The sequence below is a fragment of the Streptomyces sp. NPDC102437 genome (assembly GCF_044765565.1).
In the GTDB taxonomy this organism is placed as follows: domain Bacteria; phylum Actinomycetota; class Actinomycetes; order Streptomycetales; family Streptomycetaceae; genus Streptomyces.
Genome location: NZ_JBIWKI010000079.1, coordinates 1 through 14,675 on the forward strand (window position 1 = coordinate 1; position 14,675 = coordinate 14,675).

A 14,675-nucleotide genomic window follows, 5' to 3' on the forward strand; every position below is an offset into this window, starting at 1 on the left:
GGTCGAACCCGCCCCGCACTCGGCACCACGCCGCTACAATCCCCACGCTCAAGCCGTTTACCAGGACATACACCGAAGTCCGGCTGGAGTACTAGCACAGGCCCTCACTGTCCCTCACTGCACTGTCACAAAACCGAGAGATCGCACCCGGCGAGGACCCCACCAACCTGGTCGCCAGCGCCTCGTTCCGCCCCCGGCGATTCACCAGGGCCTGCGTTCGCACGACGAACGTCTGGTCGAGCAGCTCGCTTCCCGGGTACTCACGAGCGGGAAGCGCAAGGTGTACGTCCGGCGTGACGAGGACGGGCAGATCGTCGGGGCCGGCGGCGGGGGCGACGGCGAGGACTACGCAGCCCTGGACCGCGTTCTCAACGAAGTTGCGGGGAATTGCGGAGGTTCACTTCAGGGCGTCGATTACGGCCTGGATGAGCGTGCGGGCGGGCTCGCCGTAGACGGCCATCGACGCGAGGCCTGCGAACGCCTTGGCGTAGTCGGCGAGCTCGCGCGGCTGCTTGACCTTGATCTCAGCCGTCAGGGTCTCCACCACGGCCACGTCGTCGTCGTGGAGATAGAACGCCTCCAGCGGCCACACGGTGCGCTGCGCGGTGAACGGGAGCGATACGGAGGTGAGCGGCATCACGGCCAGGAGGTGGCGTAGCTGCCCGCGCATGGCGTCGGGGTCGGCAGTTTGGTAGCGCAGGACGGTTCCTCCATGAGGACGACGCAGCGGTGGCCGCCCTCGTAGAGGAAGCGGGAGCGGGCGACACGGGCGGCGACCGCTTCGGCGACGTCGTTGGGGGTGCCTTGGAAGGCGGTGATCTGCTCCATGAGTGCGGTGGCGAAGCCCGGGGTCTGGAAGAAGCCCGGCGGCACGTTGGAGACGTAGACCCGGCAGACGCGGGTCCGCTCGTGGAGGGTGTTCCAGTCCTGCTGGACCTTGCGCATGCCGTTGCGGTGCAGGCGGCGCCATTCCAGGTACATCGAGTCGACCGCGCGGGCGGTGGCGATGTGACGTCGTCGGCCTGGTCGTCGGCGCCGCACGCCGAACACCACGTGCGGATGTCGGTGTCCGAGGGCGCGGCGTCGCCCTTCTGGGATGCGGGTGGTCTTCGCCGGATGCCAGCCACACCGGGCGGAGAGTTCCTTCCCGGTGAGGCCGGGGTCCTTGCGCAGGTGCGTGAGCCGCACGGCGCCGCGAGCATGCTGTGCCGTCAACGGCCGGCCGGTTCGGTGTAGCGCCGACGGCGCCGGTCCGGGTCGTCAACGCCGATCTCGTACCAGGCTCGCCGTGCTGGAGCCGGGGGGTGTTCACCCACACCGCGATGGCGATGCCCTTCAGGTTGGCGGTGAGCGCCTGGAGGCGGTTGTCGAGCAGGTGCTCCGCCTTGCCTGCCAAGCCCACATGCAGCCGCGGGAAGCCCTTCGAGCGGGTGTATCGGTGGCGCTGCCAGAACGGGTACGTCCCGCCGATCGTGCCGCGGGCGCCTTCCCAGACGCGGTGCCCGGCGTAGCGCTCGTAGTCCCAGACCTCCTTCGCGAACCGGGCCTGGGACATGGTGCCGTTGTCGAGCTCGAAGAGGCGTACCTCGCTGGTCTTGATCGGCTGGGCGAGAACCGCGTCGGTGTTGAAGGTCAGGCCGATCTCCTTGTTGGCGTGGTTCACCTCCACCTGCCATCGGTCAGATTCTTCCGGCCGCCGGCCAGGATCATGTCCGTCACCGCGACGCCGTACGGACCGAACCTGGCCTTCACGGCCTTCGCTCCGGTGTCGGCCCTCGGTCGGAGAGGCAGCTCATTGCCGTCGACCAGAGCCTTCTGTCCCGCCGGAGTCAGGTTCCGGATCGGGTGCCGTCCGCCCGCCAGTGCCCTCGGAGAGCGACGATCCGGAGGTTTGGTGGTCCGGAGCAAGCGGCTGTTCGACCGCCACCTGGGCCGGGCGCAACAGGATCTCGCCCAGCCGGTAGCCGGATCGCAGGATGTGTGTGCAGGTGGGACGGTCGACTCGGTTCGATTCGGTCGAGCTGAGTGCCTCGTGGCACGAAGGGTCGAAGGGTTCACCCTCCTTGCCCAAGGTCTCCGGCGAGGCCAGCTGGACCTGCATGCGGTCCGCGACGGCTTCGAAACCGGCTGCGGCGTCGTCGTGGGCGCGGGCCTGTTCGATGGTGTCGAGGACGGGCAGCAGGGTGGGACGGCGTCGGCCACGGCGGCTTCGCCGATGGCGAGGCGTTTGCGCTGGACGCGTCGGCGGTAGTTGTCGTACTCGGCCTTCACTCGTTGTAGATCCTGGGTGCGTTCGGCCAGCGCGGCGCGTAGCGCCTCGCTGCCGGCCTCTGCGGGGACCTGCCCGGGCGGGGGTGCGGCACCGCCGGCCAGCGGGGCACTGTCGGGTGCCGCCGGGGTGCTCCCGCCCCTCGGATTCGGCCGGCCGCTTCGTGCCGGCATCGCGCAGGTGCAGGGTGTCGATGCGCCGCTTGTCGCGGATGACCACCAGCGGGCGCTGGTCTTCGCTGCTCTTGCTCGGCCTGGGCGGGGGTGGTCATGCGGCGCCTTCCTTGTGCCCGTCCTCGTCGACGATCTCGGCGTCCACGACTTCCTCCCCCTCCTCGCCCTGCTGGCCGGTCGCGCTGCCTGGTGCACCGGGGGCGGTCTGGGCGTAGAGGGCCTGGCCGAGCTTCTGGCTGACCTGGGCGACGTTGTCGCTCGCCGCGCGGATCGCGGCGGTGTCCTCGCCCTTGAGCTTCTCCTTTAGGTCCGCCAGGGCCGTTTCAACCTCGCTCTTCACGTCGGCGGGAACCTTGTCCTGGTTGTCGTTGAGGAACTTATCGGTGGCGTAGAGGAGTTGCTCGCCCCGGTTGCGGGTCTCGGCGGCCTCCTTGCGGCGGCGGTCCTCCTCGGCGTGCTGCTCGGCTTCCCGGATCATGCGGTCGATGTCGTCCTTAGGCAGGGCGGAGCCGCCGGTGACGGTCATCTTCTGCTCCTTGCCGGTGCCGAGGTCCTTCGCGCCGACGTGCATGATGCCGTTGGCGTCGATGTCGAAGGTGACCTCGACCTGCGGCAGACCGCGCGGGGCCGGGGCGATGCCGGCCAGTTCGAACATGCCGAGCTTCTTGTTGTACGCCGCGATCTCACGCTCACCCTGGTACACCTGCACGCTCACCGAGGGCTGGTTGTCCTCAGCGGTGGTGAAGACCTCCGAGCGCCTGGTCGGGATCGTGGTGTTGCGCTCGATCAGCTTGGTCATGATGCCGCCCTTGGTCTCGATGCCCAGCGACAGCGGGGTGACGTCAAGCAGCAGGACGTCCTTGACCTCGCCCTTGAGCACGCCGGCCTGCAGGGCGGCGCCGATGGCGACGACCTCGTCCGGGTTGACGCCCTTGTGCGGGTCCTTGCCGGTGAGTTTCTTCACCAGGTCGGTGACGGCGGGCATCCGGGTGGAGCCGCCGACCAGGATGACGTGGTCGACGTCTTTGACCTCGATCTTGGCGTCCTTCACGGCCTGGCGGAACGGGCCCTCGCAGCGTTCCAGCAGGTCCGCGGTGAGCTGCTGGAACTGGGCGCGGGTGAGCTTCTCGTCCAGGTGCAGCGGACCCTCGGCGGAGGCGCTGATGTAGGGCAGGTTGATCGTGGTCTCGGTCGCGGCGGACAGTTCGATCTTCGCCTTCTCCGCGGCCTCCCGCAGTCGCTGCGCGGCCATCTTGTCCCTGGACAGGTCGATGCCGTAGCCGTTCTTGAACTGGGTGACCAGGTGGTCGGCGATACGCTGGTCCCAGTCGTCACCGCCTAGGTGGGTGTCGCCGGAGGTGGCCTTCACCTCTACGACGCCTTCCCCGATCTCCAGCAGCGACACGTCGAACGTTCCACCGCCGAGGTCGAAGACCAGCACCGTCTGGTCGTTCTCCTTGTCCAGGCCGTACGCCAGCGCGGCGGAGGTCGGCTCGTTGATGATCCGCGCCACCTTCAGGCCCGTGATCTCCCCGGCCTCCTTGGTCGCGGTGCGCTGGGAGTCGTTGAAGTACGCCGGCACGGTGATCACCGCGTCGGTGACCTCCTCGCCCAGGTACGCCTCCGCGTCGCGCTTCAGCTTCTGCAGCACCCGCGCCGAGATCTCCTGGGCGGTGTAGCGCTTGCCGTCCACGTCCCCCTTCTCCGGGAAGCGCCAGTCGCTCTCGCCCATGTGGCGCTTCACCGACCGGGCGGTGCGGTCCACGTTGGTGACGGCCTGGCGCTTCGCGACCTCGCCGACGAGCACTTCGCCGCCCTTGCCGAACGCCACCACCGACGGGGTGGTGCGCGCGCCCTCGGTGTTGGCGATGACGGCCGGCTCGCCGCCTTCCAACACGCAGACCACCGAGTTCGTCGTTCCGAGATCGATACCGACTGCGCGAGTCATCTCCGAGCTCCTTCATCGCATTCACACACAGAGCTTCCCTATATCGACACATAAAACTTGAGTCGTCCAATGTCAAGTTTATGTTTGGCCGCCGGTGCGGTGCCGCGTGGAACCGGCGGGTTGCGGCACAACGGATGGTGGGGTGGAGGAAATCTGTAACGTGGAGTTGAGGTTCGTGAGCGGCGAGGTGAGACCGTGGTGCTCCCGATCGACGACCCGGATGCGGCGCTCTACGCGGTGGGGCAGGGGGCCGCCATGCTGCATGTCCAGGTGGCCTTTCTGCGCCGGCTGGACGAGCAGGGCGTGGTGGTGCCGGTGCATTCGGCGGGCGGCCAGCGCAGGTACTCGCACCGGGAGATCGACAGGCTCGCGGCCCTGGAGAGGCTGATCAGCGAGGGACGGACCGTGGAAGGCGCGCGTCGGGTGCTCGATCTCCAGGCCCGGGCGGAGGAGTTGGAGGCCGACCTGGAGCGGGCCCACGGTATTTGACGCGCATCCGCGCAGCACCCGGGCGGGGCGCCGACGGCGGTTTCCTGCCCCGGGCGGTCAGGCGGCGGCGGTAAGGTCGGCGCGGCCGAACAGGAGCGCATAGCCGCGGGGCAGGCGGGCGAGGAGGCGGTCGGTGAGCCGCTCGCCCCCGAGAGTCGCGAGGGCGGCCAGGACGCAGGAGGCGTCCCAGCGGGCGCTGGTGAGGCTGGTGTTCAGGGCTCGGGCGACGGCTTCGACGAAGGCGGCGACGGGTGGATCTGCGAGGCGAAGACGGCGCGGGCCCGCTCGGGGAGCGTGGCGGCCAGCTCGCAGCGTTCGTCGCGGGTGAGCTGGGCGCCGAGGACGGCCAGGACCATGCCGAGGACTCATTCGGCTTCCTCGTCGCTGGGGTAGCGGCCGAGTCGGCGGGCCTGCTGGATCAGGCGGCGGTGCCGGGGCATGGGCGGTGGCCTTCCGAGACGGGCTGCCGCGGCGCGGGCGGCGGCACGAAAACGGGTCAGGGTCGGTTGCCGGGGGCGGGGCGGCCGAACAGGACGTCGTAGCCGGGCGGAAGCTGGAACAGGACGCGCTCCATCAGGTCGTCGCCGGCAGCGTCGGCCACCGTGGACAGGACGGCCCCGATGTCCCACACGGCGGTCTTCTCGGTGGCGCCCTCGATCCAGGCGGCGGTGGCACGCACGAACCTCTCGGGACTGAGCGGTTCGGCAGCCTGCAAGGGGTTCAGCAGGATCAGGGCGAAGGTCTCAGGCACACGGGCCGCGAGCTCCGCGCGCACGTCGCCGACCAAGTGGGCGCCGAGTAGGGCCAGCACGACGCGGGCCGCGCGGTCGGCGTCCTGAGCAGTGTCGTACTCCCCGCGTTCTTGGACCTGGTCCAAGAACGCCTCCCATCGAAGAGTCACCGCGAATCCTCCCTTCGTCCCGACACGGGTCCAGGCCGAGGTGGGCGTACGGGGCCGGTCAGGGCTCGGCGGCCAGGCGGCCACTGAGGCCGGTTGGCTTGAGCAGCCTGGCCACAGGCCCGCCGACGCCGCGCAGCAAGAGCCGCCCGCCGTACCGGTCGGCCTGGTTGCGGGCCTGGACGCGGACGCCCAGACCCGAGCAGTCCTTGAACGTCACCTCCGACAAGTCGAGCACCATCTCCCGGTGCGCCTTCAGCGCCGCGGCCAGCCGGTGGCGAAGCCGCAGGGCGGTGGCGAGGTCGATCTCACCGCCGACCCTCACCACCAGCGGTGCCGACCGCCCGTAGTGCATGACCCGGGCGGCCGGTACTGCGCGAACCAGGCCGGGGGGCGCGGGGCCGGCTGCGGGGAAGTCCCGCGCCGCACGCCCGGGGGGTACGGGCAGCGCGGAACGGCACAGGGATGTGGTCAGGCCCGGATCTCCTTGCGGCTTCCGCCGTGGCTGATGGCGATCTTGCGGGGCTTGGCCTTCTCGGCGACCGGGATCTTCAGGGTCAGCACACCGGCCTCGTAGTCGGCGCTGATCCCCTCGGGGTCGAGCGTGTCGGAGAGCATGACCTGCCGGGAGAACACGCCGAGCGGGCGCTCGGACAGCTCCCACTTCACGTCCTCGCCCTCGTGGCGGGGACGCCGTTCAGCCTTGACGGTCAGCATGTTCCGCTCGACATCGATGTCGATCGCCTCCGGGTCCACACCCGGCAGGTCGAAGCAGACCACGTACTCGTCGCCGACGCGGCAGGCGTCCAGCGGCATCGGGGCCGGACGCGACCACGTGCCCGTCGTGCCGAAGAACTGCTGGGTCAGCCGGTCCAGCTCGCGGAACGGATCGGTGCGCATCAGCATCGCGAACACCTCCATCTACTCGTGGGTGCCAGTGCGCTTCACCTGAATCCGTTCTAACATGTCATCCATCCGATGACAAATCCCGAGTCGTCAAAGGAGTGACATCGATGGGGAAGCGGCCCGAAGCATCCGCCACCGGCGGCCCACCGCCAGCCGGACCGGCGTCCTTCCTGGCCGCCGCCGCGGCGCTCGCCGCCATAGACGAGGCCGTCCGGACCGCCCAGGACACCCCTGCCACGACCCCGCCCGCAGCCCAGGCCGGCCCCGATCAGGCACTGGCCACCCTGCTCCTGCTGCGCGAGTTGCGCACCGAGCTCGCCAACTGGGAGGCCCCGCTGGTGGAGGCCGCCCGAGCCTCGGGCGCCACCTGGGCCGATCTCGCCCAGCCCATGGGCGTCGCCAGCCGCCAAGCCGCCGAGAACCGCTACCTGCGCCTCAAGCCCGCCACCGACCCGGGCGCGCCCACCGGCGCCGGACGGGTCAAGGCGGTCCGCGACCGGCGCGCCGCCGAACGCGCCGTCACCGCTTGGGCCCGCGCGAATGCGGTCGACCTGCGCCAGCTCGCCGCCCAGGTCACCGCCCTGAGCGGCCTCGCCCCCGCTGCCCACCCCGCGCTCGATGACCTCCACACCGCGCTCGGCGCCTCGGACGCCGCCGAACTCCTCGACCCCCTGGCGGCCATCCGACCCCACCTCGGCAGCCACCCCCGAATCGCCCACCGCCTCGACGACCTCGCCCAGCACACCGACCGGCTGCGCCATGACAGCGACCACCGGCGCGCCTGACCGCCTGGCCACCACCGAGGCGCGCTGGCAGCGGTTCGAGGACCAGCTCGCGGCCATCAGGCGCCGGATGCAAACCGACAGCGCCGCCGCGCCCGCCTGGAAGCCATACGCGAAGCCCTCCACGCCTTCTTGGGACAGGTCGAACAGGACATCGCGCCGCAAGCCAGGGCCCGCGCGGCGCAACACGCCGCCCGGTACTGAGCGGGCCGCCGTGCAGTGCAGGGAGAAACCTGCAGCAGGCCGGGAAGGTCTCACACGTCCGGCAGTGCCGCGGCCTCACGGCGGAGATCACTCGCTCCGCCGCTGTTCGTGATCTCGATCTTGCGCGGCTTGGCCTGTTCGGCTATCGGAATGCGGATCGTGAGCACACCGGCGTCGTAGTCGGCCTCGATCCTGTCGGCCGCGAGCGTCTCGCCGAGGAACACCTGGCGGCTGAAGACGCCGCAGGGCCGTTCGGCGACGACCATCTCGCGGTCCTCGATCTCCGGCGCCGACCGCTCGGCCTTGACCGTCAGGACGTTCTGCTCGAGGTTCAGGTCGATGCTCTCGGGCGCGATGCCGGGCAGGTCGAGGCGTATCGGGAAGGACCCGTCGCTCTCATAGGCATCCATCGGCATCGCGGCCGGCCGGGCCGTGGTGCCCAGCAGCTGCTGGGTGAGCCGGTCGAGCTCGCGGAACGGATCGGTTCGTATCAACATCGCGGGTCCCTCGCCTCGTGGGTCGGTGACAGCGATGAGGCTCTCGCGGGAGCCCACCCATCAGTCCATATGCTTACATTCCGGACATCTTGACAAGTGTTGGTCAAGGTTCTATCCAGTTCTATGAGGAGGTTTGCCGGGGTCGCCCGGGAGGTGGTCCGCCATGACGGGATCGCGAGACCGACGCGATCACTACGCGGTGCTGGGAGTGGCGCCCACGGCGTCCGCGCGACAGGTCACCTCGGCCTACCGCACGCTGGTCCGCCTGCTGCACCCCGACACCCGCCCCGCCGCGCCGGGATCGGCGGAGCGGCTGGGCGCGGTGGTCGCCGCCTACGAGGTCCTGCACGATCCAGACCTGCGGGCCGCTTACGACGCCGAACGTGAGACCGCCCGGCCCCACCCGCAGGCCGCCCGCGCCTGGGCCCGTCCCATGGCCGCGCGCCGACCGGTGTCCGTACAGGTCGCCGGGGAAAGCGGTGGCGCGGGGCCGTGGGACGCCGCGCCGACTCCTGCCGTCACCGCGATGCGGCACGGCGCCGAACCGCTCATTCGGGCGGGCCCGGTACGGATCGAACCGCCGGGCGCCTCCGCGTGAGCGCGGGATGACCCCGCAGTTCTCTGGGAATGGGTACAGCACCGGCGGTGGGAGGTGGACCCATGGCTGTGAACGGCAACGAATTCCGTACTGCCGTCTCCTGGTGGGACGGGCAGGCCACCGTCGTGGTCATGGGCGAGCTCGACCTCGCCACCGCGCCCGAGCTCGACAGCCGCGTCAAGGAGTGCCTGGCGCGCCGGCCCCACCGCGTCGACCTCGACTTCGCACAGGTGCGATTCTGCGACTGCTCGGGAGCGGATGCCCTGCAACGGCTCCACCGCCAGGCGCAGGAAGAAGGCGTCGTCCTGAAGGTCACGGATGTGCGGGCACCGATCGTCGCCCACGTGTTCGACCTTCTCGATCTCACCGACCTGGTCGAACCTCACCGACCTGCCTGAACGCGGACAGGCTCGCGCGGCCGCGCACCGCGGCGCGAGTCGCCGCAGGGCGCCGATGGCACGAGCCGCTCCACGACCGTCCTCCCGGCGGCGGTCAGACTCCCGGGACCGGTCCGGTGTAGACCAGCTCCGCGGCGGTGGGCTGCGCCCGGCGCAGATGGGTACTGGCGCGTTCGATCGCGGCGATCGCGCATCCCAGTTCGAAGGCGACGTCGGCCTGCTTCTGCACCGGAGTGGGCGGGACTTCGAGGACCGCGAGATGTTCCGCGTCGATCGCGTTCAGGCCGGCCGCGAGCAGGTCGGCGTCTTCGGAAGCGAGGCCGCTCGCTTTCATCCCAGCCGATCCCGCGGGACCAGCGGCAGGAGAGTCCCCATCACCTTCTCAGGATCGGCGACAGAGATCGCCAGCCGGCTGAACGGCGCGCCCCGGCAAAGTCCCACACACAGCACCGGTGTGCCGGCACGTACCAACGTGAAGTCCTGCCCCTCCCGTAGGTTCCGGACACCCGCGCACACCTGTCCCGGGATGCACGTGCCCCGATCACGCTCACCACGAAGCGCACGCCACCAGTCGGGCTCGATATAAAGCTGGCGCAGCGCCGACACCGGAACCCGCACATTACGGTGGTGTGCCAGCGCCCTCTCCCGCCAGGACAGGTGAACGACGATGTCGGTCCCCTCGACTGCTACCCTCGCCATGGTCTCTCCTTCATGGTCGGAGTGCCCGGCGCTCACGATGCCTCGGGACGTCGTCGGCTAGATATACATCGGGCTGAACGCCCGTACCGCAGCCGGCAGGGTTCGGGAGAACGAGGCACTGCGCGAGGCCGTCCGCCCTGTCCCCTCGGCCGCGGGGCGATGACCGAGGCGCGGCGGGACGCACTTCCCTCCGCGGTTCGAGCAGCTCATGGTCGTCAGCTTCACCATGACGATCGACCAGCCGAGACCGGTAGGCGCCCGGCCCACTCTGCCCAGCCCCGCCGGTCCTCGGGCTGATCGGCGTCGAGGACTCAGGGGGGTTCGGGGGTCTGGTTCGGGCCGGGGGCTCTTCCGCTGGTTTCGCCGGTCTTTGTTCCGTCGCCGCGTTCGGCGGTGATCACATCTGACCGGGTTGTGGCGGGCCCGGTGCCCTTGATCTCGGTCCAGTTCGGGGAATGCGGTCCGGAGGACAGCTGGGTGCAGGTGACCTCGGCGGGCCAGCGGGTCCCGGAGTCGAGTATCAGGGTGACGGCGCCCCGCAGCAGGAGTGCTTCGCCGCCGGGGGCGGTCAGCCGGGCCGTCCAGGGCAGGTCGGCGTCTTTCGCGTCGTGCTCCTGGGCGACGGTGACCTCGGCCCACACGCGGACCAGGGTCCCGTCCGTGCGTTCGGCGGTGGCCAGCCCCTCGTAGGGGTTCATACCTCCAGTTTGCGCCGGCGCCGGGGCTGTCGCGGGGAGTGGCCCGGTTGGGCTTGCCCCGGCGCAGATCCCCTGCCATCAGGCTCACCCAGCAAGGCGCGCCGGCCATCGGCGCGGTTGCTTCGAGGGTTGGCATTCGGTGCTGCCGCGATCCGAATGCGCAACACATCCGGCTGCAGGTCGCCGCGGCCGTGAGCCATCCGCAGCGCGTCGACGACCAGGGAAGCACGGTGGTGGTCGGCCATCGCGTAGCCGACGACCTCGCGGGTGGCCAGGTCCAGCCAGCACGCGAGGTAGAGCCAGCCCTCGGCCGTGGGGAGGAAAGTGATGTCCCCGACCAGTTCCGTGCCCGGCCGCTCCGCGTGAAAGTCGCGGCCGATCAGATCCGGGGCCGGCCTGGCCTCCTTGTCCGGCCGGGTCAGCGAACGCCGGCGGCGCCGGTGGGCGCCCTGGATGCCACGTTCGCGCATCAGACGGGCAATGCGCCTGCGGTTCACGCGCCGTCCCAGGCGCCGCAGTTCGGCGTGAATACGCGGGATGCCGTAGGTGTGGCGGGACGCAAGGTGGATGACGGTGATCTCGTGGGCCACGGCCTCATCGCCAGCCCGACGTGCAGCACGGTCCTTCGCAGCGGCCCGCCAGGCATAGAAGGAGGAGCGGGCCACGTTCAGCAGCCGACACAGCCAAGCGATGTTGTGGGTGGTCTTCTCCGCCTCGATGAACGCGAATATCTCGTTCACCGGTCGCTCTCCCTCGCGAAGAAGACCGCGGCTTTTCGCAGCACCTCGATCGTCTTGGCCTGCTCGGCGTTCTGCCTGCGCAGTCGCTTGAGCTCCTCACGCTCGGCACTGGTCAGCTCACCGGGCCGGCCCTCGCCACGGTCCGCCTTGGCCTGGCGGTACCAGCTGCGTAGGGATTCCGGGCTGACCCCGAGATCCCGGGCGACCTCGGTGACCGTACGGCCGGTGGAGCCGACGAGTACTTCCTCTGGAACCTCAGGTCCCAGTCTCCAGGTGTCCACGATCAAGGGGAAGCTTCACCGCCCAGGTCCACCTCGTCCACGCCGAAGGCGACATGACACCTGAGGCCCTCGGCGAGCTCAACCAGGCCCTGGATGCGGCAGGTGTCGGCTACACCTCCGAGATCTACCCCGGCACCATCCACGGCTTCACCATGTCCGACACCGACGCCTTTAACGCCTCCGGGCTGAAGCGCCACTGGGATCGCCTGCTCCCCCTCCTGGATCGCACCCTGGCCAACAGCTGAAGCTCCAGCCCGGAAGCCAAGCCTGAAGCGGCCACGACCCAGCAGACGACACGGCGGGCCACACCGATGTCTCGATGGCCGTGGCCCGCCTGTATCGCGAACGAAACTTCCGTAAAAGCCAGGTCGCTTGAGAAGCCCAAGCCACCGCGGTCGCAAACGACCTGGCATCCCAGCTCGTCAGCGGCCCGCCATCTGACAGCCGCAGTGCGACAGGACAGCCAGCTGCTCGGCGTGAGATCCCCGGGCGTGACCTACAGCGGCCACGGCCTGGTCAGCTTTCTCGAAAGGCTGGCGTCATCGACGCGCATAAAGAAACTCTCGCTGAGTTCACCGTCGGCTCCCGGCCTGCGGCGATCGGTGAGAGTCGTTGCGTACGTGCGCACGCACCCCTTGCAGGCCGAACAGGATGAGAAGCTCAACCACGCCGCCGTCGGCGCTGCCCAACCAGTGGGGCAGGGACGTGTCGAACTCGGCTGCCTCGCCGGGCGGCAGTGTCAGGTCGCGCTCGCCGATCACGAGCCGCAGGCGTCCGTTGAGCACGTAGAGCCATTCGAAGCCTTCGTGGACCTGCGGGGTCGGTTCGAGTGGTTCCGGCGGGGCGGGGATGATCATCTTGAACGCGTGCACCCCGCCCGGTCGCCGAGACAGAGGCACGAACGTCATCCCGAACCGCCTGATCGGCTTGAGGTGTATTCGAGGGTCGCCAGTGCGCGGGGCACCGACGAGGTCGTCCAGCGGAACGTCATAAGTGCGGGCCAGCGGCAGCAGCAGTTCCAGGCTCGGCCGGCGCTGTCCGCTCTCCAGCCTGGACAGAGTGCTCTCCGACACGCCGGTCGTCGCCGCGAGGTCGGCAAGGGTGATGCCGCGGTCACGACGCAGCGCACGAAGGCGCGGCCCTACCGCGCCGAGCACGTCGTCGTCCTTCTTACGATCCATCAGGCCATCTTGCCGAAACCGCAAGTTTCCGTGCCAGGTCGTGGGGTGCCCAGCAAGACTGAATTCATACCGACACAAGGAGCCTTGATGAGCACCACTGATGCGGTCGCGTTCTGGGACGGCGTCTACGCGGCCCGACCGGCAGCCAGCGGCCCGCAGCCGAATGCTTGTCTCACCGAGATGGTGACAGGCCTGCCGCCCGGTGACGCGTTGGACCTCGGATGCGGCGACGGCGGCGACGCGCTGTGGCTCGCCCGCCTGGGGTGGCACGTCACCGCCGTCGACATCTCGGCCGTGGCGGTCGAGCAGCTCGCAGCCCTCGCCCGCTCACACGACCTGGGCGACCGCGTCACCACCGTGCGGCACGACTTGCACAAGTCTTTCCCGCCCGGCGGATTCGACCTGGCCTGCGCCCACTACCTGCACACCCCCTTTGACCTGGACCGGGCAACCGTGCTGCGCTCGGCCGCGGACGCACTGCGCCCAGGCGGGCGGCTGTTGGTCGTCGACCACGGCTCGGCCGCGCCATGGTCGTGGAACCGGGATCCCGACATCCGCTACCCGAGCCCGCAGGAAGTTGCCGCGGGTATCAACCTGGCCCCGCAGACATGGACGGTCGAGCGGGCCGACGCATCCGGCCGGACCGCGACCGGACCAGACGGGCGCACCGCCGAGGTCACCGACCATGTCCTCCTCATCCGCCGTACCGCCTGACACGGCGGCCGACCCCCGCCGCCGACAAAGGAAGAGAGAGACCACGGTGCCCAGCACCACGCGCCGCAACCGCCGCCGCGACACTCCGCCGCCCCGGGCCGGTAGCAACGAGACCGAGATCCTGCGCGGATTCCTCGACTACCTCCGGACCTCGATCGCCGCGAAGACCGACGGCGCCCCCGAACCGCAGGTGCGAACAGCCGCAGTGCCGTCGGGCACGAACCTGCTCGGCCTGCTCAACCACCTGACTTTCGTCGAGCGCTCGATGTTCCTCGGGGACGAAGTCACCGACTGGCAGGAGACGTTTCAAGCCGCACCGGCGGACAGCGTGGCCGATGTCATCGCCCGCTACCGAGACGCGGTCAAGCGCGCGAACGACGTTCTCGACGGGTGCACCGATCTGGGCGCACCGGTTCCCCGGCCGCGGTCGGACCGCACCGCTCCCAGCATCCGCTGGGCACTCACCCACATGATCGAGGAGACCGCCCGACACGCAGGCCACGCGGACATCCTCCGCGAACTCATCGACGGCACGACCGGTCGCTGATACCGCGTCGACCGCGTCTTCTGGCCGCCGGGGACGCCGCCCGCATCCACTCACAGGAGCCCTCTACCATGCACAAATACGACGGCAGAGCGACTACCTGCGCATCGCCGGAAATCGTCTGGAAGCTGCTGGTCGATGCCGCAAGCTGGCCGCTGTGGTCCAAGGTGGACAGTCTGGATACGACACGGTCAGTCGACCTCGACCCCGGCGGCGACGACGGCGTCGGCGCCGTCCGGGCTTTCCGGACGGGACGCATCGTGACCGGGGAGCGAATAACTGAGAAGGTCGAGCGACGCCTCTTGGCCTACGAAGACGCGTTCAACTCGTCGATGTACAACTATCACGCACGCATCGAGCTGAAGCCGATAGCGAGCTCAGGCACGGGCATCCACTGGTGCGGCGAGTACGAGACGAGCTGGCTGTTGGGCTGGGTCATGCCGCGCTACCTCCAGAAGTTCATGCAGGGCATGGCTGAAGGGCTGGCCCGCTACGCCGAGGAGTGCAAGCCGGCTCAGTGATGCCTACGCCGCAGCGCGCGTTCAGCCTGGGCCCGACCGAGCTTCGGGCGTCGGCCGGGATCACCCACGAGGTGTCCGTGCCCGCGGGAGGGCGGGGCAAGCCGACGGCCGCGAGCGGGTCCTGGCCGCCCGGCG

At 69.7% G+C, this 14,675-nt stretch carries 20 protein-coding genes and 4 pseudogenes; 9 read left to right on the plus strand and 15 right to left on the minus strand.

From position 1 onward, the window contains the following. Nucleotides 1-140 precede the first annotated feature (140 nt). A pseudogene (locus ACIRJP_RS40115) lies at nucleotides 141-346 on the plus strand (hypothetical protein); the annotation flags it as partial. 51 nt (nucleotides 347-397) lie between these two features. On the opposite strand, the pseudogene ACIRJP_RS40120 reads toward ACIRJP_RS40115, so the two are convergent. The 4 genes and pseudogenes from ACIRJP_RS40120 to dnaK all read right to left on the minus strand — a co-directional run bounded on the left by ACIRJP_RS40120 (nucleotide 398) and on the right by dnaK (nucleotide 4,390). After that, nucleotides 398-1,188, minus strand: a pseudogene (locus ACIRJP_RS40120) (Scr1 family TA system antitoxin-like transcriptional regulator). Between the two features lie 337 nt (nucleotides 1,189-1,525). Further along, a pseudogene (locus tag ACIRJP_RS40125) lies at nucleotides 1,526-1,669 on the minus strand (hypothetical protein); the annotation flags it as partial. A 123-nt stretch (nucleotides 1,670-1,792) separates the two neighbouring features. Further along, a complete protein-coding gene (gene grpE, locus ACIRJP_RS40130; protein ID WP_404185833.1) occupies nucleotides 1,793-2,488 on the minus strand; it encodes a nucleotide exchange factor GrpE in 696 nt (231 codons plus the stop codon). A 48-nt stretch (nucleotides 2,489-2,536) separates the two neighbouring features. Next, nucleotides 2,537-4,390, minus strand: coding sequence for a molecular chaperone DnaK (gene dnaK / locus ACIRJP_RS40135; RefSeq protein ID WP_404185835.1), 1,854 nt, complete (start codon nucleotides 4,388-4,390; stop codon nucleotides 2,537-2,539). A gap of 195 nt (nucleotides 4,391-4,585) precedes the next feature. Between dnaK and ACIRJP_RS40140 the strand changes: the two genes are divergently transcribed. Continuing rightward, on the plus strand, nucleotides 4,586-4,879 hold the full coding sequence (locus ACIRJP_RS40140; protein ID WP_404185837.1) for a helix-turn-helix domain-containing protein: 294 nt from the start codon (nucleotides 4,586-4,588) through the stop codon (nucleotides 4,877-4,879). Nucleotides 4,880-5,091: 212 nt separating this feature from the next. Here ACIRJP_RS40140 and ACIRJP_RS40145 read toward each other — a convergent pair whose 3' ends face one another. The 4 genes from ACIRJP_RS40145 to ACIRJP_RS40160 all read right to left on the minus strand — a co-directional run bounded on the left by ACIRJP_RS40145 (nucleotide 5,092) and on the right by ACIRJP_RS40160 (nucleotide 6,683). Then, on the minus strand, nucleotides 5,092-5,235 hold the full coding sequence (locus ACIRJP_RS40145) for a hypothetical protein (RefSeq protein ID WP_404185839.1): 144 nt from the start codon (nucleotides 5,233-5,235) through the stop codon (nucleotides 5,092-5,094). A gap of 140 nt (nucleotides 5,236-5,375) precedes the next feature. Beyond that, nucleotides 5,376-5,780 (minus strand): DUF2267 domain-containing protein, encoded by a 405-nt coding sequence (locus ACIRJP_RS40150; protein WP_404185841.1) that lies wholly within the window; start codon nucleotides 5,778-5,780, stop codon nucleotides 5,376-5,378. A 58-nt stretch (nucleotides 5,781-5,838) separates the two neighbouring features. Continuing rightward, entirely contained in the window at nucleotides 5,839-6,132 is a 294-nt protein-coding gene (locus ACIRJP_RS40155) for an STAS domain-containing protein (RefSeq protein ID WP_404185843.1), read from the minus strand. 116 nt (nucleotides 6,133-6,248) lie between these two features. Beyond that, nucleotides 6,249-6,683, minus strand: a complete 435-nt coding sequence (locus ACIRJP_RS40160; protein ID WP_404185870.1) for an Hsp20/alpha crystallin family protein — start codon at nucleotides 6,681-6,683, stop codon at nucleotides 6,249-6,251. 107 nt (nucleotides 6,684-6,790) lie between these two features. Between ACIRJP_RS40160 and ACIRJP_RS40165 the strand changes: the two genes are divergently transcribed. Beyond that, a complete protein-coding gene (locus ACIRJP_RS40165) occupies nucleotides 6,791-7,468 on the plus strand; it encodes a type III effector protein (protein WP_404185845.1) in 678 nt (225 codons plus the stop codon). Between the two features lie 251 nt (nucleotides 7,469-7,719). On the opposite strand, the gene ACIRJP_RS40170 is transcribed toward ACIRJP_RS40165, so the two are convergent. Continuing rightward, on the minus strand, nucleotides 7,720-8,166 hold the full coding sequence (locus tag ACIRJP_RS40170; protein WP_404185847.1) for an Hsp20/alpha crystallin family protein: 447 nt from the start codon (nucleotides 8,164-8,166) through the stop codon (nucleotides 7,720-7,722). Nucleotides 8,167-8,329: 163 nt separating this feature from the next. Between ACIRJP_RS40170 and ACIRJP_RS40175 the strand changes: the two genes are divergently transcribed. Further along, nucleotides 8,330-8,764, plus strand: coding sequence for a J domain-containing protein (locus tag ACIRJP_RS40175; RefSeq protein ID WP_404185849.1), 435 nt, complete (start codon nucleotides 8,330-8,332; stop codon nucleotides 8,762-8,764). Between the two features lie 62 nt (nucleotides 8,765-8,826). After that, nucleotides 8,827-9,162, plus strand: coding sequence for an STAS domain-containing protein (locus ACIRJP_RS40180; protein WP_404185851.1), 336 nt, complete (start codon nucleotides 8,827-8,829; stop codon nucleotides 9,160-9,162). Nucleotides 9,163-9,256: 94 nt separating this feature from the next. Here ACIRJP_RS40180 and ACIRJP_RS40185 read toward each other — a convergent pair whose 3' ends face one another. The 5 genes from ACIRJP_RS40185 to ACIRJP_RS40205 form a co-directional block, all read right to left on the minus strand. Beyond that, complete coding sequence (locus ACIRJP_RS40185; RefSeq protein ID WP_404185853.1) at nucleotides 9,257-9,496, minus strand: hypothetical protein; 240 nt, start codon at nucleotides 9,494-9,496, stop codon at nucleotides 9,257-9,259. After that, nucleotides 9,493-9,861 (minus strand): hypothetical protein, encoded by a 369-nt coding sequence (locus ACIRJP_RS40190; protein WP_404185855.1) that lies wholly within the window; start codon nucleotides 9,859-9,861, stop codon nucleotides 9,493-9,495. The genes ACIRJP_RS40185 and ACIRJP_RS40190 overlap by 4 nt, the downstream gene beginning before the upstream one ends. Nucleotides 9,862-10,172: 311 nt before the next feature. Beyond that, nucleotides 10,173-10,559: a hypothetical protein gene (locus ACIRJP_RS40195; RefSeq protein WP_404185857.1), complete on the minus strand. Its 387-nt coding sequence runs from the start codon at nucleotides 10,557-10,559 to the stop codon at nucleotides 10,173-10,175. Beyond that, complete coding sequence (locus ACIRJP_RS40200; RefSeq protein WP_404185859.1) at nucleotides 10,556-11,299, minus strand: IS3 family transposase; 744 nt, start codon at nucleotides 11,297-11,299, stop codon at nucleotides 10,556-10,558. Before ACIRJP_RS40200 ends, ACIRJP_RS40195 begins: the two co-directional genes overlap by 4 nt. Next, nucleotides 11,296-11,580, minus strand: a complete 285-nt coding sequence (locus ACIRJP_RS40205; RefSeq protein ID WP_404185860.1) for a transposase — start codon at nucleotides 11,578-11,580, stop codon at nucleotides 11,296-11,298. The genes ACIRJP_RS40200 and ACIRJP_RS40205 overlap by 4 nt, the downstream gene beginning before the upstream one ends. A gap of 17 nt (nucleotides 11,581-11,597) precedes the next feature. On the opposite strand from ACIRJP_RS40205, the pseudogene ACIRJP_RS40210 reads away from it, so the two are divergent. Next, nucleotides 11,598-11,825, plus strand: a pseudogene (locus ACIRJP_RS40210) (dienelactone hydrolase family protein); the annotation flags it as partial. 327 nt (nucleotides 11,826-12,152) lie between these two features. Here ACIRJP_RS40210 and ACIRJP_RS40215 read toward each other — a convergent pair. Further along, on the minus strand, nucleotides 12,153-12,761 hold the full coding sequence (locus ACIRJP_RS40215; RefSeq protein WP_404185862.1) for a helix-turn-helix domain-containing protein: 609 nt from the start codon (nucleotides 12,759-12,761) through the stop codon (nucleotides 12,153-12,155). A gap of 87 nt (nucleotides 12,762-12,848) precedes the next feature. Between ACIRJP_RS40215 and ACIRJP_RS40220 the strand changes: the two genes are divergently transcribed. The 3 genes from ACIRJP_RS40220 to ACIRJP_RS40230 all read left to right on the plus strand — a co-directional run bounded on the left by ACIRJP_RS40220 (nucleotide 12,849) and on the right by ACIRJP_RS40230 (nucleotide 14,540). Continuing rightward, nucleotides 12,849-13,475, plus strand: a complete 627-nt coding sequence (locus ACIRJP_RS40220; RefSeq protein WP_404185864.1) for a class I SAM-dependent methyltransferase — start codon at nucleotides 12,849-12,851, stop codon at nucleotides 13,473-13,475. Nucleotides 13,476-13,521: 46 nt separating this feature from the next. Continuing rightward, complete coding sequence (locus ACIRJP_RS40225) at nucleotides 13,522-14,022, plus strand: DinB family protein (RefSeq protein ID WP_404185866.1); 501 nt, start codon at nucleotides 13,522-13,524, stop codon at nucleotides 14,020-14,022. Nucleotides 14,023-14,090: 68 nt separating this feature from the next. Then, nucleotides 14,091-14,540 carry an SRPBCC family protein gene (locus ACIRJP_RS40230; RefSeq protein WP_404185868.1) on the plus strand — a complete coding sequence of 150 codons (450 nt, stop codon included), beginning with the start codon at nucleotides 14,091-14,093 and terminating at the stop codon, nucleotides 14,538-14,540. Nucleotides 14,541-14,675 lie beyond the last annotated feature (135 nt).